13 protein-coding genes are annotated in these 16,278 nt (G+C 51.4%); 11 read left to right on the top strand and 2 right to left on the bottom strand.

All coding sequences use genetic code 11. From position 1 onward, the window contains the following. Positions 1–10: 10 nt before the first annotated feature. From liaF to T458_RS37765, 4 genes are all read left to right on the top strand, one after another. Positions 11–871: a cell wall-active antibiotics response protein LiaF gene (gene liaF / locus T458_RS37780; RefSeq protein ID WP_023556226.1), complete on the top strand. Its 861-nt coding sequence runs from the start codon at positions 11–13 to the stop codon at positions 869–871. A gap of 13 nt (positions 872–884) precedes the next feature. Next, positions 885–2,048 (top strand): sensor histidine kinase, encoded by a 1,164-nt coding sequence (locus tag T458_RS37775; protein WP_023556225.1) that lies wholly within the window; start codon positions 885–887, stop codon positions 2,046–2,048. Beyond that, positions 2,045–2,674: a response regulator gene (locus T458_RS37770; RefSeq protein ID WP_023556224.1), complete on the top strand. Its 630-nt coding sequence runs from the start codon at positions 2,045–2,047 to the stop codon at positions 2,672–2,674. Before T458_RS37775 ends, T458_RS37770 begins: the two co-directional genes overlap by 4 nt. Positions 2,675–2,770: 96 nt before the next feature. Continuing rightward, positions 2,771–3,601 (top strand): bis(5'-nucleosyl)-tetraphosphatase PrpE, encoded by an 831-nt coding sequence (locus T458_RS37765; RefSeq protein ID WP_023556223.1) that lies wholly within the window; start codon positions 2,771–2,773, stop codon positions 3,599–3,601. 3 nt (positions 3,602–3,604) lie between these two features. Here the strand turns inward: T458_RS37765 and T458_RS37760 are convergent, their stop codons facing one another. Beyond that, positions 3,605–4,390 (bottom strand): N-acetylmuramoyl-L-alanine amidase family protein, encoded by a 786-nt coding sequence (locus T458_RS37760; protein WP_023556222.1) that lies wholly within the window; start codon positions 4,388–4,390, stop codon positions 3,605–3,607. Positions 4,391–4,541: 151 nt separating this feature from the next. Here T458_RS37760 and T458_RS37755 point away from each other — a divergent pair, with 151 nt between their 5' ends. From T458_RS37755 to T458_RS37725, 7 genes are all read left to right on the top strand, one after another. After that, positions 4,542–4,772, top strand: a complete 231-nt coding sequence (locus T458_RS37755) for a YneF family protein (RefSeq protein WP_023556221.1) — start codon at positions 4,542–4,544, stop codon at positions 4,770–4,772. A 21-nt stretch (positions 4,773–4,793) separates the two neighbouring features. Beyond that, positions 4,794–4,979 (top strand): hypothetical protein, encoded by a 186-nt coding sequence (locus T458_RS37750; protein ID WP_023556220.1) that lies wholly within the window; start codon positions 4,794–4,796, stop codon positions 4,977–4,979. Between the two features lie 127 nt (positions 4,980–5,106). Further along, on the top strand, positions 5,107–7,788 hold the full coding sequence (locus T458_RS37745) for a response regulator (RefSeq protein ID WP_031305596.1): 2,682 nt from the start codon (positions 5,107–5,109) through the stop codon (positions 7,786–7,788). A 66-nt stretch (positions 7,789–7,854) separates the two neighbouring features. Then, entirely contained in the window at positions 7,855–8,664 is an 810-nt protein-coding gene (locus T458_RS37740; protein WP_031305595.1) for a CheR family methyltransferase, read from the top strand. A gap of 16 nt (positions 8,665–8,680) precedes the next feature. Next, a complete protein-coding gene (locus tag T458_RS37735) occupies positions 8,681–10,633 on the top strand; it encodes a response regulator (RefSeq protein ID WP_354702679.1) in 1,953 nt (650 codons plus the stop codon). A 208-nt stretch (positions 10,634–10,841) separates the two neighbouring features. Next, positions 10,842–12,602, top strand: a complete 1,761-nt coding sequence (locus tag T458_RS37730; protein ID WP_023556216.1) for an ABC transporter ATP-binding protein — start codon at positions 10,842–10,844, stop codon at positions 12,600–12,602. Next, positions 12,599–14,623, top strand: a complete 2,025-nt coding sequence (locus tag T458_RS37725) for an ABC transporter ATP-binding protein (RefSeq protein ID WP_023556215.1) — start codon at positions 12,599–12,601, stop codon at positions 14,621–14,623. Before T458_RS37730 ends, T458_RS37725 begins: the two co-directional genes overlap by 4 nt. 450 nt (positions 14,624–15,073) lie before the next feature. Here the strand turns inward: T458_RS37725 and T458_RS37720 are convergent. Continuing rightward, positions 15,074–16,197, bottom strand: a protein-coding gene (locus tag T458_RS37720) for an IS3 family transposase (protein ID WP_144083812.1) whose coding sequence is annotated in 2 segments (ribosomal slippage) — positions 15,074–15,948 and positions 15,948–16,197 — 1,125 coding nt in all. Because the reading frame shifts where the segments join, the coding sequence is not laid out codon by codon here. Between the last annotated feature and the right edge of the window lie 81 nt (positions 16,198–16,278).

Raw genomic sequence — 16,278 nt, 5'->3', positions numbered from 1 at the left:
GGAGACTTCCGTGAAATTGTCCCGCTTGCACAAAATGATGGCTGGTGTCCTGATTTTGTTGACGGGCATCGGGCTGTTGTTAGACAGCTTTGGTATCATCCAATTCGGCCTGTTTGATCTGTGGCCGCTGGCGCTCATCTACTTCGGCGTCCGCCTCTGGAGCGATAATAAAAAAATTAGCGGCGGTATCCTGGCTTCACTGGGCATTGTAATCGCATTGGAGATGTGGCTCGGTATCGGGATCGAAGACCTGTTCAAAATCGGTGTGCCCCTGCTGTTTATCTACTTTGGTTACCGGTTGATTCGCGGCAAGAGTGTACGAACCATCAAGAAAAAAGAGTCCCCTCCGCTGGACGATGATTTTTTTGCGTCAGAGGAGACGGCTTCTCCACGGCAGGAAAGTGCGCCTATGGAAGAAAAGCGCTACCGCTGGAGGGGAAGACGTTATACGGGTCCTGCTCCGGAATACGCGCAGGCGCAAACCGGCGGGATCTTGCTGCCGATGGAATCACGCAGCTCCTTGATCGGTGATTTTCATTTGACCTCGGGTCGCTTTGAGCTGAACCACTTGCATGTCTGGCATGGAATTGGTGATGTGGTGATTGATTTGTCCAGGGCGGTGCTGATGCATGAGGAAGCCATCTTGTCTGTCGACGGCTGGATCGGAGACGTTACGATTTATGTCCCGATCGATTTGGCGGTGTCCGTATCTGCTGAGGTGAGTGTCGGCGATCTGGAGGTTTTTGGCCATCGACAAGGTGGCATCAGCCGCTGCATCGTGTTGCGTTCCGATCACTATGACACGGCTGCCAACAAGGTACATCTACGAATCTCGCTGCTCGTCGGCGATATTAAAGTCAAGTACATCTAGGGGGTACTGGCGAATGCGGCGACAGCGATTAGCGAGTTTGCAATGGCAAAGTGTCCGACACGGTCTCATGATGACAGTGAGTGTTATCATAGTTTCATTTGCGTGTTTTTTCTGCTTGTACTTTGTGGGGATGAATGACCCGCAGATCCAACAATGGTACGTTGCCTGGGTCCATGATCCGACGGTGACGGAAGTTATGGAGAATTACATGCCGTTCCAATTGCCACAGGAACCGGATTGGCTGGTGATGCTCGTTGCTTTTGCGGTCTCCCTGCCTGCGGGTGCTGTGATCGGTCTGTTCGGTTCCTATATCTACGGCAATCTGTTGAAAAAGCGGATGAACGTGCTTTGGGAAGCGGCAATGAATCTGGGACGGGGCATCTTGTCCTACCGCGTACCGGAGCTTGGGACGGATGAAGTCGGCGAGTTAGGGTGGCAATTGAACCGGCTGGCGTCCCAGTGGGAGGAGCAGGTTGCTTCCTTGCAACGTTTGTCCAACCACAACGCTGCTTTGGCCGAGCAGTTGAAGCACACAGCTGTTACAGAAGAGCGGCAGCGTTTGGCCAGAGAACTGCACGATGCGGTCAGTCAGCAGTTGTTTGCGATTGCGATGACGACCGCTGCCCTCAAGCGGATCGTGGAAAAAAATCCGCAGCGGGCCGCCCAGCAAATTGAGCTTGTGGAGGAAATGGCTGCTGCTGCACAGGCCGAGATGAGGGCTTTATTGCTTCATCTGCGGCCGGCGACACTGCAAAACAAAAGCCTTAAAGAGGCGATGCTGGATCTTTTGGAGGAACTGACCCGAAAGAACAGCATGGGCATCCATTGGGAAATCGAGGATGTCGATGGTCTGCCCAGCGGCATAGAGGACCACCTCTTCCGAATTCTTCAGGAGTCGCTGTCCAATACCCTGCGGCATGCCAAAGCAAACCAAATCGTCATCAAGCTGTTTACCCTGCAGGGACAAGTCCGGATGCGCATTGTCGATGACGGGGTAGGCTTTGATCCCGATGGTGAAAAGCTGACCTCGTACGGTTTGCAAAGCATGCGGGAGCGGGTGGCAGAGGTAGGCGGTTCGATGGAGATCTATTCGGCGATAGGAAAGGGAACCCAAATCGAAGTGCGGATTCCCTTGGTTTCACAAACGGAACGTGAAGGAGTTGAGGGTAATTCGTGATTCGGGTGTTACTGGTAGATGACCATGAGATGGTGAGAATGGGCTTGGCTGCCTATCTGTCGACAGAGGATGATATTGAGGTGGTGGCAGAGGCGGGAAGCGGGGAAGAAGGAGTGCGGCTGACTGTCGAGCTGAAGCCGGATGTCGTCCTGATGGATCTGGTCATGGAAGGCATAGGCGGGGTTGAGGCGACGCGGCGGATTCGTGAAAAATGCCCTGCGAGCAAGGTGATCGTGCTGACCAGCTTTATAGACGATGAAAAGGTGTATCCTGTGATCGAGGCGGGTGCATTCAGCTATTTGCTCAAGACATCGCGCGCTTCGGAAATCGCCAAAGCGATTCGCTCTGCCGCCGCTGGAGAGCCTGTCCTGGAATCCAGGGTCGCAGGCAAGATTATGGCTCGTTTTCGCCACGGACAGGAAGCCAAGCCGCATGAGCAGCTTACGCCACGCGAGTTGGAAGTGCTCAAGCTGATTGGAAAAGGAAAATCCAATCAAGAGATAGCCGACGAATTGATTATTGGAATCAAAACGGTCAAAACGCATGTGAGCAATATTTTGGCGAAGCTGGATGTAGAGGACCGGACACAGGCCGCGATCTATGTCCATACTCACAACCTTGGTTGACAGCACTGCCGGACTCACCCGAGAATAGAGGGGTGAGTTTTTTTTGCAGATGTGGTAAAGATAGTAAGTAATCGTATTGGAAGGGAGGAGCGGATCGTGAGACATAAACCACAGACGCGTTCCAAGATCCTCAATGCAGATCATGGTGTGGATTTCGTAGGCGATGTGCATGGTTGTCACGAGGAGTTTCTCGAGCTTCTGGGCCTCCTGGGATATGAGCGCGGACGAGACGGGACTTACCGCCATCCCGAGGGGCGCAAGCTCTTGTCGCTTGGCGATATTACAAGTCGAGGGCCGGCATCGATCGCGATGCTGCAATTTTTTATCCGTCATATCAACGCAGGCTTGGCCGAGATGGTAGATAGCAATCACGGGTGGAAAATCGCGCGCTGGCTCGATGGCAGACCCGTCACGTTGGCGCACGGAGACGAAAAGGTCGATGAGGAGTTTCGGATGTTCCAGCAGGAGTTCGGGCCGAAAAAAACGTCTTTGCTCAAGGAGCAGAGCCGTCGGATGCTGTTTTCATCCCCCTCGCACATGATGATTCGGCAAAAGGACAAGCTGGTCGCCGTCGCTGTCCACGCCGGAATTCGGGACGATTATATCGGCATGGAATCGCCTGCCGTACATACATTTTGCCGTTATGGCGACGTCGCCGGGATCGGGCCGGATGGACGGCCGATACGCAAGGACTGGGCGCAGGAACGAAAAACGAACCAGCCTTTGATCGTCTGGGGCCACGATCCGCGTCCGAAGCCGGAACGGTTGAACGGCACACTCAACATCGACCAGGGTTGCGTATTTGGCGGCATGTTGACCGCATATCGCTTTCCCGAGGACGAACTTTTAAGTGTGCCGGCCAAGAAAAACTACTCTGGATTAGAGGAGACGCCCCTCACTCGCTATCGGAGGGAGCATCAGGACTGATGCCTACTTTTCTTGCTGGCTCAGTTTCTCGTACAAGCGTTTGATGATCAGGGCTTCAGCCCAGAGAGGCAATGGCTGGTCCATTTGCTGGCGCCAGATTTCATCAGTCAAGAAACCTTGCTCATACAGCCAGTTGATCGCTTCATGCTTCCATTCAGGCACTGGTTGGCCACCTCCGTTTTCAGGTTTCGTTGGACCGGGTGTCGGCTTCGGTTCTGGCGGCGGGGGAGAAGGCGGTCGATAATTTTGCTTGGCGTAGATGCAGAAGGCGCGAACGACTGCTTCCGCAAGTCTCTCCCAGTCGGAGGCGAGTTTATTGGCATCCTGCGCGTTATCCGCGAAGCCGTATTCCACGATGACAGTCTCTACACTTCCCGTCTCGCGATGCATGTAGTAGTAGTCGAGCTTGGGATTGTTGGGCAAGGTGCGAGTAAAGATGCGGCGATTGGGCATGCCCGCTGCTTTCAGCTCTTCTGCGATAATGCGCGAAAAGGTAGGCGTGCTGTAGATCGAGTAGATCGCTTCAGAACCGCGACCTCCCCCGGAATTGATGTGATTGGAAATGCAGTAGCGTGCCCCACTTTCGCGCACTTTTGCCGTTCGAGCTTCTGCCGTCAAGGTAATATCTGTGGTTCGTGTAATCGCAACGGGTATATTCAATTCCTGGAATCGCCGATATTGGTAAAGGGAGATCTTCAGGTTCATATCCTTTTCTGTAAATTGCGCATTGTTTCCTCCGCCAGGGTCAATCCCGCCATGCCCGGCGTCAATGATCAGGATAGGAGACATGGATTTCATCACCTCTATTCATAGCATATGAAAAAAAAGAAGAACATGCGTGAGGCAGGAACACCATTTTCGTTCCCGTCATGTACAGGGAATCGAACTATGGTACAATAAAAGGGTTCATTATTTTATTTAAGAGGATGGTAATGCATAGATGGCATGGTACAACTGGGTAATCCCCATCGTTACACTGCTCGTTGGCCTCGCAGGAGGTTTTTACGGAGCCACCTATTACTTGAAAAAGCAAATGGCAAACATGCAGATGGATGACAAGCAACTGCAAGCGATGGCTCGTTCAATGGGAATGAATTTAAATCAAAAACAATTAAAGCAAATGAGCCGTACGATGAAAAATATGAAAATGCCCAACAAATTCGGCAAGTAGGATGACTGGAGGGATGTCGGAATGGGCCCGACCCGTCTTCGTTTCACGATGCTCGGCTTTATACTCGGCGTCTTTGTCGTGTACTTGAAAGAGTTGCCTTTGTCAGAGGGAATTCGGTTCGCAGCACCTTTTTACGGAGCGGGCATCGGCCTGCTGCTTGACGGCATCATACTTCGGCTCAAACAGCAAAAGGGAAGCAAGGAGTAGAGAAAAAGCTTGGCATATGCCAGGCTTTTTTTCGTGGACGATTTGCACGATTTGGAAGGATAGCCGGGGCGCCTTATCGAAAAAGGGAAGGATGACCAGTATTGGAAATCATGTGAAGGGAGCCAGTATGCGATATAGAACCATTCTCCTGATCGGATTCTCCACGATGATGGTGCTGTTGTTTACGCTCTTGGCGATTTTGACGAGCATCCATTCCAGCTTGATCGCAAACGTCACGGAAATTGTGGACGATCGTTACAACAAGGTAAAAGTGGCGACTGATGTGGAAAACCAGGTGAACCGCATGAGCGGCTTGTTGACCAATATCGTTCTTGAACAATCCTATGAAAGGATTCTCAAAGACAGGGAGAAGCTTACCGAATCTGCCAACAAGGCGAATCACGCCTTGAACTCCCTGCAAAATATGGTCACCTCGGAAGAAGCGCAAAAATACTTGAACGATACGATCGATCTCTTCTCTTCCTACGAGAGCAAGGCACAAAGCGTCATGGAAAGTGCGGAGGCAGGACAAAAAGCGGAAGCGAAGCAAATGATCGTACAGGAAGCGAGTACGATTCGCGATCAATTGCTGGAAAGCATCGACAAATTGAAAAACCTGCAGGAAAACCTGCTGGCAGAGGCCTACACAAGATCCAATGAGCAATATGTGTACATGAACAATATCAGTAGAGTTTTCATCGTGATCGGACTCGTCGTCGGGGGCATGGTAGCCGGCTGGACGATCCGCAACATTGCGAATAACCTGAGGCGCATCAGCTCTGTGATCACCATGGCGACGTATCGTTCCGAGGAAAACTATCCCCGTATTCAAATTGACACACGAGATGAAATTGGCGATATCGCGCGTGCATACAATATGATGGCAGAGACTTTGGAATTGCACGCCCAGCAAGAAAAAGAGTACAAGCAGGCCATCATGGATTACAGCTGGCTGAAGACGCAGGTCCTGGAGGTCACCTCCAACAGCCAAGGAATTCAGGATGTTACGAAGCTGGCCCAATCCATCGTAAACAAGATTACGCCGATCGTCGAAGCTTCATACGCGGTTCTTTTTGTTCGCGACGGGCACGTAGACGCTCAGAGGCTCGTCAAGGCAGGGACATACGGCTTTGATACCCTGGATTTGGAGGTTAAGTCCATCGAGTTCGGGGAAGGGCTCGCGGGTCAAGCCGCCTTGGAGAACAAGATAATCGAACGAGAGGACCTGCCGGAGGACTACATACGGATAGGGTCCGGTCTTGGCAGCACGAGCCCGGTTGCGATCATGATTTTGCCGATTTCGTATGAGGGGCATGTGCTGGGTGTGCTGGAACTCGCTTCGTTGCAGCGCTTTACACCGCTGCAAAAGGATTTTCTGCAGGAGATCATCCGCGACATCGGGACTATCATGAACAGCATTTACATCCATATGCAGGTACGCAATCTGCTGAAGGAATCCCAGACCTTGACCGAGGAGCTGCAAAGCCAATCCGAAGAACTTCAACTCCAACAGGAGGAGTTGCGAAGCATCAATGAAAAGCTGGAGGAACAGTATAAAAATGCCGAACAGAAAGCGAGAGAACTGGAGAAGGCAAAGGAAGAGCTGGAGAGAACTGCAGTCGAAATCGAGCTGGCTTCCCGCTATAAATCCGAATTTCTTGCCAACATGTCCCATGAGCTGCGGACTCCGTTGAACAGCCTTTTGATCCTGGCACAAATCCTCGCTGACAACAAGGAGCGCAATCTCACACCGCGCCAGGTGGAGTTCGCCGCGACGATTCATAAATCGGGTCATAATCTGCTCCATCTGATCAACGACATTCTGGACCTCTCAAAAATCGAATCAGGCAAGATGGATATTCTCATCTCCAAGGTTTCCATAAGCGAGATCGTCTCCTTTACCGAACAGAACATTCAACCGCTTGCCGCACAAAAGGGACTGCATTTTACGATTTCCATGGGGCCTGGTTTGCCTGAGAACATTGAGACTGACCAACAGCGCGTCCAGCAAATTATTACCAACTTGCTCTCCAATGCATGCAAGTTTACCACCAGAGGGAGCGTCAGCCTGGACATTTCCTTGGTTCCATCCGAATTTGGCGCAAGAATTGCGTTTGCTGTGAGAGATACGGGGATTGGCATACCGTCCGCAAAACAACAGATTGTCTTCGATGCATTCCAGCAGGCTGACGGGACGACGAGCCGCAAGTACGGCGGGACGGGCTTGGGTCTGTCGATCAGCAGAGAGCTTGCGAACCTCTTGGGAGGCTTCATTCAAGTAGAGAGTGAGGAAGGGAGAGGCAGTACCTTTACCCTCTTCCTGCCACTGGAGCAAGAAAGAATCGCTCATCCGGAAGTGCTGGCATTGCAGGAAGCGGCGGTATCCTTGGCCACAGGTGCAGAGCCATCTGAAACAACAGACTGGGATGAGGGATTGAAAGGGAAGAAAGTGCTGATCGTCGATGATGATATGCGCAACATCTTTGCCTTGACAGCCGCCATGGAAGAACGGCATATGCAGGTCATTTTTGCCGAGAATGGCAGAGAGGGAGTGCAGATGCTGGAGGAGCATCGGGATGTCGACATTGTGCTGATGGACATCATGATGCCGGAGATGGATGGGTACGAGGCGATTGAAAAAATACGCAGTGATCCGGAATTCCATAAATTGCCGATCATTGCTTTAACGGCGAAGGCCATGAAGCATGATAGAGAAAAATGTATCGAAGCGGGGGCTTCGGATTACATTAGCAAACCGGTAAACATGGAGCAGCTCATCTCGCTGATGCGCGTGTGGCTGTACGGATAGGAGTGAGGATATATTTACGAGAACCACGAAGATGCAGGAGAGCGCGAGGAACAGCAAGAGCATGATCTGGAGCGAATTGAGATCGCTCTTCTGCTTGAGGGCATCTATAACCAATACGGCCATGACTTTCGCAACTACACCTACTCTTCCATTCGACGCAGAATCTGGCATCGAATCAGAATCGAAAAGCTGCAAACGATTTCTGGCCTGCAAGAAAAAGTTTTGCATGACCCCAAGATGATGGAAAAGCTTTTTTCCGACTTTTCCATTAATGTAACCGAGATGTTTCGGGACCCGCATTTCTTTTTGACGTTTCGCAGGTCCATCGTCCCCCATCTGCGTAAGGCACCGTTCATCCGCATCTGGCACGCGGGCTGCTCTACCGGGCAGGAGGTTTTTTCAATGGCCATCCTGCTTCATGAGGAAGGACTTCTGCACAAGAGCAGGCTCTACGGGACGGATATGAATGAGCATGTCCTCAAGAAAGCGAAGATGGGCAGCTTTCCGATCGAAAAAATGCAGCTGTACACCAAAAACTACATGCAGGCTGGCGGTACGCGAGCCTTTTCCGAATACTACACGGTCAAAAATGGAGTGGTCCAGTTCGAGCCTTTTTTAAAGGACAATATGGTTTTTGCGCAGCACAATCTGGTTACAGACGGCTCCTTTAACGAATTTCAGGTCATCATTTGCCGCAATGTCATGATTTATTTCAACGAACCACTGCAGAATCACGTGCACGGGTTGATTTATGAAAGCCTGTGCACGGACGGTTATCTTGGACTCGGCAACAAGGAAGGAGTTGTATTCACAACCCATGCAAGCTGCTATGAAGAAGTGGACGGAACCGAAACATTCTACCGAAAAGTCAAATGATACGGGGCTGAATTGGGTGAAGGACTCTGAACATCAGGAGAATTGGGGATGGAATAAAAAGGTGAATATTCTTCTGGTAGATGATCGTGAGGAAAATCTGCTTTCTTTGCAGGCCGTGCTGGATTCCCCGCGTTATCGGCTCGTCTCCGTACAGTCGGGTGAGGAAGCCTTGCGCCAGGTCTTGAAAGAAGAATTTGCCCTGATTCTCTTGGACGTCCAGATGCCCGGCCTCAATGGATTCGAAACAGCCAAGCTCATCAAGCAGCGCGAGAAATCAAGAAACATTCCGATCATTTTCGTGACGGCAATCAGCAAAGCGACCGAACACGTCCTGGAAGGCTACAAATCCGGTGCTATAGATTATATCTTCAAGCCCTTTCATCCCGATACGCTGGTGATGAAGGTGGAAGGCTTCGTGCAGCTCTATCTGCAACAGCAGCAGATCGAAATCCAAAGGGAGATGCTTCATTCCCGCACCCTGGATCTGGAGGAAGCCAATAGCCGGTATTTGCGGACGTTGCAGGAATTGATCAAAAGCGAAGCTCTGTCGCGAACGATCGTAGACACTTCCGTCGATACCATTATCACGTTTGATGAAAACCGTCTGATACTTTCTCTGAATCCTGTGGTGTGGTCCATGTTTGGCTACAGGCCCCATGAGGTGTTGAACAAGCCGATCAATCAACTGCTTGCCTTGCCGTTTCGCTCGGATGATTACGTCCTGGACAAAATTGTGGAAACGGTAGCGGTGCGCAAGGATCAAAGCAGCTTTCCGGTCGAGATCCAGATTGGCAAAACGACGATCGAGCAGCGGGATATCTACGTGTGTTCGATACGCGATATAAGCGAAAGAAAGCAATTGGAGATTGAACGTAAGCATCAATACGACCGATTGGAGGTGCTGGTGAGGGAACGCACGAAAGAGTTGGCTGCATCGCAGGAGCAATTTCAGAAGATTTTCCAATCCAGCCCGTGCATGATCGCGATCCGTTCCTGTGAGGACGGTTCCTATATCGACGTCAACCAAAGCTGGATCGACATCATGCAATATACATACGAGGAAGTGAAGGACTCTACAGAGGACAAGCTGATCCTGGCCAGGGAATACAGCTGGCAAAAGCGCCCCCTCGATCTGGAGGAAGCGGTGCGCAATGAAAAGATTCAATACTTGACCAAATCCAACGAGCTGCGCGAAGGCTTGCTGTCTACGGAAATCATCTACATCCAAGACAAGCGAAGCATTCTAAGCGTCATCACGGATATTACCGAACGAGTCTATCTGGAGAAAGAAATGGCTCGCCTGGACCGTTTACACCTGATTGGGGAGATGGCAGCGGGAATTGCTCACGAGATCCGCAATCCGATGACGACGGTACGAGGCTTTTTGCAGTTAGCCAAAAATTCCAGGGATAGCTCTGCGCTTCAGTTCGTCGATCTGATGCTGGCAGAGCTGGATCGGGCCAATGTCATCATCACCGAATTTTTGACCTTGGCGAAGAATAAGACAAATGAAATGACAAGGCAGCATCTGGAGGACGCTCTGGCAACACTCCTGCCATTGATTCAGGCAGAGGCTGTATTAAGCGGAAAAAATGTGCAGATCGACTGGGCAAAATGTCCGGAAGTGTACCTGGACGGCAAAGAAATTCGCCAGTTGTTTTTGAATCTCGCATTGAATGGTCTAGAAGCCATGCCGCCAGGGAAGACCTTGACCATCAAGATCTATGAGCAGGATGAGGAGGTAGTCCTCGAGGTGACTGATGAAGGACCGGGCATCGAAGAGGAGCTGCTGGAAAAGATATGGACGCCGTTTTTCACGACCAAAGAAAAAGGGACAGGCCTGGGATTGGCTGTCTGCTACAGTGTCGCCAATCGCCATCGAGCCAAAATCGAAGTGAAAAGCAGCGGTTCAGGCACCTCATTTTTTGTACGCTTCAAGAGCTGCGATACCATTAGCGAAATCAATTGACAAGAGAGAATAGCAGATGGTAAAGTATTCCTGTCGTTCCATAAAATGAGACATGATACAGCAGGCGACGGGCTGCGTTCAACGGGCCTTTTCGCTTTTCTATATCGAACATGTGAACAGGCATATTGCTTACAAGCGGTATGCCTTTTTCGCTTCGCAAACCGGGGAGGACAGCGCTTCACGTTGGGAACGAGAGAGGAGTGAGTGGATGTTTTCGATTTTTCTGAAAATGGGTTGGTTTTTTAAAGAAAATTGGCAGCGATATACCTTGGCGATACTCCTGCTGATGGTCGGCAGCCTCCTGGAAATACTGCCGCCCAAGATCATCGGGATGTCCATCGACGAGATGTATCTGGGTACCTTGACAACGGATAGACTTATCGGCATATTGCTCTTCTTTACCGCACTTTCCTTCGCGATCTATGCGATCACCTACGTTTGGGTATCCAGGCTGTTCGGGGGAGCCTATCTGGCGGAGCGTACGCTGCGTGCCAAGCTGATGAGCCATTTTCTGCGTATGACCCCCACCTTTTTTCAACGAAATCGCACGGGGGATTTGATGGCACGCGCGACCAATGATTTGAAAGCCGTCTCCATGACCACAGGCTTCGGGGTCATGACGATCGTGGAGACCATCAGCTATACGGCGATGATCCTGCTGACGATGTTTGTCTTCATCAGTTGGGAGCTTACTCTGATGGCTATACTGCCGCTGCCAATCATGGCCTACGCGATCAACCGCTATGGCCGCAAAATCCACGCGCGCTTCTCTCTTGCACAGAATGCCTTCGGAGCGTTGAATGATCAAGTCCTGGAATCGGTCTCGGGTGTTCGCGTGATTCGCGCCTATGTGCAGGAAACAGCTGATCAACAACGCTTTCAGGAAATGACGGATGACGTCTATCAGAAAAATATTGCGGTAGCGAGGGTTGATTCCTTGATCGAACCGACTGTGAAGCTTTTGATCGGGATCAGCTATATGATCGGAATCCTGTACGGTGGTTATCTGGTTTTTCAGCAAAAGCTGACCTTGGGAGAGCTGGTTTCCTTCAATGTCTACCTGGGGATGCTGATCTGGCCGATGTTCGGCATTGGCGAATTGATCAACGTCTTGCAGCGAGGCAACGCTTCGCTGGACCGCGTCAATGAAACCCTCGGCTATCAACCAGATGTGCAGGACGCACAGGAAACGATTGCTGTCGAGGTGCCGACTGAGATCTGTTATGACCGTGTGACCTTTCGCTATCCTGCGGCACGCGGCGAACAGTTGAAAGACGTATCCTTCACCTTGCAGCGCGGACAGACGCTGGGGATCGTAGGGCGCACGGGCAGCGGCAAGACTACCTTGCTCCGACAGCTATTGCGGGAGTTTCCTCTGGGAGAAGGAAGGATTACCATCTCCGGCCAGCCGCTGGAGAAAATCGCGCTGGACAACGTCAAACGCTGGATCGGGTATGTGCCGCAGGAACAGATTCTCTTTTCGAAAACGGTCCGCGAGAATGTGTTGTTTGGACGACGGGACGGGACACAGGAAGAATTGCTGCATACCCTGCAGCTCGCCTCCTTTGACCAGGATGTGCAGAGGCTTCCTGATGGGCTGGAGACCTTGGTGGGGGAAAAGGGAGTGGCCTTATCCGGAGGACAAAAACAACGGGTCTCGATTGCGCGCGCGTTGATGATCGATCCGGAGATCCTGATCCTAGACGATGCGATGTCTGCGGTAGATGGGAAGACAGAAGCAGAGATGCTCACAAGCATCCGGCGGGAGCGGGCAGGAAAGACGACGCTGATCGCCACACATCGGATGTTTGCCGTCCAGCATGCTGACTGGATTCTGGTACTGGATGAAGGGCGAGTCGTGCAGGAAGGAGCACATGAGCAGCTTATGGTGCAGGGCGGCTGGTACAAAGAGCAATATGAACGGCAGCAGGCAGAAGAACGGTTGAATGAAGGGCAGGTGAAGCCATGAATACAGGCAAGAGATTGTTCCATATCGCGCTCCAGTTTAAAAAGACGATCCTGTTGGCGCTGCTGATGCTTTCTGTCGCGGTGGCTGCGGAACTGACGGGACCCTTTTTGGCGAAGAAGATGATTGACACCCACATCATGGGGATTGAGCTGCCTTGGTATGAGACGGCAGAACAGCCATTTGCGGTGGCGTATCAGGATCGGTGGTATACGCGTCAGGATCATGTACAGGAGGGGGACGGCGAGACAGGAAAAGAAGTGCGCATCCTGCAGGTGGGGCGTTCCTACTATTTTGTCGATCAGCCGATCACCTTTGACGGCGAGCGGACAGCCACGGATACGGAGCTGACAATTGTCAAAGGCAGCGAACAGGCAGTCTATCCGGCTGTGAAGCTGAGCGTCTCGGAGCTGTTCGCCTTCTTTCGCCCGGAGACGAAGGGCTTGCTGGTCTTGGCTGCATTCTACGGAGGCTTGCTGGTGATAGCGTCTGTGCTGCATTACGGGCAAAAATTCACGTTGCAAAAAGCGGCCAACCTGGTGATCCGCAAGCTGCGCATCGATGTCTTCGCCCATATCCAGCGACTGCCCGTCACCTATTTTGACCACTTGCCGGCGGGGAAGGTGGTGGCCCGCGTCACCAATGACACGGAAGCGATCCGCGAACTGTTTGCGAATGTGCTGGCTTCTTTTTTTACCAGCGCGATCTACCTGATCGGGATCTTTACGGCGTTGTTCCTGCTGGACACGCGGCTTGCGCTGGTCTGCCTGCTCATCCTGCCGATGATGTTCGTCTGGATCGCGGTGTACCGCAAATTTGCCACCCGCTTTAACTTTGTGATCCGCACACTCATCAGCGACATCAACGGCATGATCAACGAATCGATCCAGGGGATTCCGATCATTCAGGCGTTTCGCAAAGAAAAGGAGGCCATGCGCGAGTTCGCGGGGCTTAACGATGATCTGTTCGCCTATCAGAATAAAATGCTGCGGCTCAATGCGACAGTCTCGTTCAATCTGGTCATGCTGCTCAGCAATCTGAGCTTTGTCTGTTTCATTTGGTACACGGGCTGGGCTTCCTTGACTGGGGGCAATCTGTTCACGCTCGGGGTCATGTACGCATTCGTCGATTACCTGACCCGCTTGTTTCAGCCGATCAGACAGATCATGAATCAGTTGGCCAATTTTGAGCAGGCGCGCGTGGCTGCCCATCGGGTCTTTGAGCTGCTGAATGAACCGGGGACGGACGTGGAGACGGGGAGCGTGCCGCGTTTTACGGGGAAGGTCAGCTTTGAAAACGTCACCTTTGCCTATCAAAAGGACCAGGCCGTGCTGAAGGACATCTCGTTTGAAGCCATGCCGGGCGAGACGGTGGCGCTGGTGGGGCATACGGGATCCGGCAAAAGCTCGATTATCAATCTGCTGTTCCGCTTTTACGAGATCGAGCAGGGAACGATTCGCATAGACGGTCAGGACATCAGCCGGCTGCCCAAACAGCATTTGCGCCAGCATATGGCGATTGTGCTGCAGGACCCGTTTCTTTTTACCGGCACGATTGCGACCAATGTAAGCCTGAATCATCCCGACATCTCCCGGGAGCGAGTAGAGCAAGCCTTGCAGGCCGTCGGAGCGGATCAGCTTTTGCATACTCTTCCCAAAGGCTTTGACGAGCCCGTGCTGGAAAAGGGAAGCACTTTGTCAGCAGGACAACGCCAGCTTATCTCCTTTGCCAGAGCCCTCGCCTTCGATCCCGCGATCCTGATCCTGGATGAGGCGACAGCGAGCATCGATACGCAGACGGAGAGCGTCATCCAGCAGGCCTTGGAGGTGCTGAAAAAAGGGAGAACCACCTTCATCATCGCGCATCGGCTGTCGACGATCAAAAACGCCGACCGCATCCTCGTCCTCGACCGAGGAAGGATTGTGGAGCGTGGGCGCCACGAGGAACTGATGGAATTGGGGGGCAGGTATTATCAGATGTACCAATTGCAGCAGCGTAAGTCATCTGTTGCTTCGATCGGCTGAGCGCAGCCCTCAAAAGAAGGTTGGGAGACCAGGGACAGCTGGTTGAGGAAAAAGGGGGAAAAAGCGAAGGCATTTGGGATCTTGACCCAGTCGAAATGGAAAAGGTGGAACCCGAACTTAGCGGCCAGCGCGCCCAGCAAGCCGTTAATTGCTAGTTGGTGAAAGTCCAACCGAGGTAAGAGCCAAGTCGCCTCGTAGCTGACAGGCAACTGGTGGAGAGATCCTAAGGTTGAAGCCCTGTGACAAAGTATCCCGTAAGGGAGCGAGCAAATCAGCGGACCGTAACATAAAGTGAATCCTGCCGCTTCGTTAAAGGGACCATCAGTGGATGGACAAGGAGGAGACGAGCCCGGTGGCCGCAGGCGAAGTCCATGGACGATGTGTAGAACTTGGAGACAGCATCAAGGAACCTCCCGGAGTATGGGGAGCGGTTGGATTGTCAACACCTGACTAGACAGATTTCTTAAGTGCCTTCTCTTTGTACGCTAATGGGCTTAGATATCCTAGTGTGGAATGAATCCTTGCTTCGTTAAACCATTTGACGTATGTTCCTAGCTCTTGCTTTAACTGAGATAGCGATTCAAATTTGCGATTTCTCACGAACTCGGCTTTGATCAGCTTAAAGGTTGCCTCCGCAACTGCATTGTCATAGGGACAGCCTTTCATACTCAATGAACGCTTGATCTTGAACGTGTTGATCACTTCATCAATCGTGAGATTTCTAAACTCACTGCCACGATCTGTGTGAAAAAGCTGGATTTGGCGTAGATCTCCTTTTACGCTTGCAAATGCTTGATAGACTAGTGCGGCATCTTTAAATTTTCCGCAGCTGTAACCGATGATCTCCCGATTAAATAAGTCCACGAGCAAACAAATATAGTGCCATTTATTTGCGACCCGAACGTATGTCAAGTCACTCACAACGGCTTCCAGTGGTGCTTCTTTCGCAAACTCGCGATTCAGTTCGTTCTGGATCGGCGATTCGTTACATGACGACATATGCGGTTTATACTGCGCCACTGTGTAGACCGAGACCAGGCCGTTTTTCTTCATCAGACGTCCAATGCGCCGTCTGGAAACCGTCATTCCCTCTTCTTGAAGTTTTGCTTTGATTTTCCTTGCTCCATACACGCGCTGATTCTCTTCAAAAATACGGATAATTGCTTGTTCTACTTCATCATTGACAGATGATTGCTCATTACTCTCGTAGTAGTAGGTACTCCTATTGACCTGAAGGATCTTGCACATGGCCGATATGGGATACTTATGAGCGTTTTGCTGGATTACCGTTAATTTCGTCCGAAGATCAGCGCTGCTTGCTTTAAAATATCGTTTTCCATCTTCAACCGTTGGATTTCCTTACGCAGCGCTCTGAGTTCCTTTTCTTCCTCGGTTCGGTTGTCTTTTTCTTTGAAAGAACCTGTTGTTCTACTCTGTTTGACCCAACGGTCAAACGCAGATGCACTCAGATCATATTCTCTCAAAATATCTGCACGCGGTTTCCCATTCTCGTAAAGTTGAACCATCTGCTGCTTGAACTCGTCTGTAAATGACCGACGCTCACGTTTCTGCATGACATTCTCTCCGTTCCTTGTCGATTTGATTTCAATCTACTAGACCTTAAGAGAATTGTCCAATTCAGTGTAGCCGATCCA

The organism is Brevibacillus panacihumi W25 (assembly GCF_000503775.1).
GTDB lineage: Bacteria > Bacillota > Bacilli > Brevibacillales > Brevibacillaceae > Brevibacillus > Brevibacillus panacihumi_A.
This window is presented reverse-complemented; position numbering and strand designations above follow the sequence as displayed.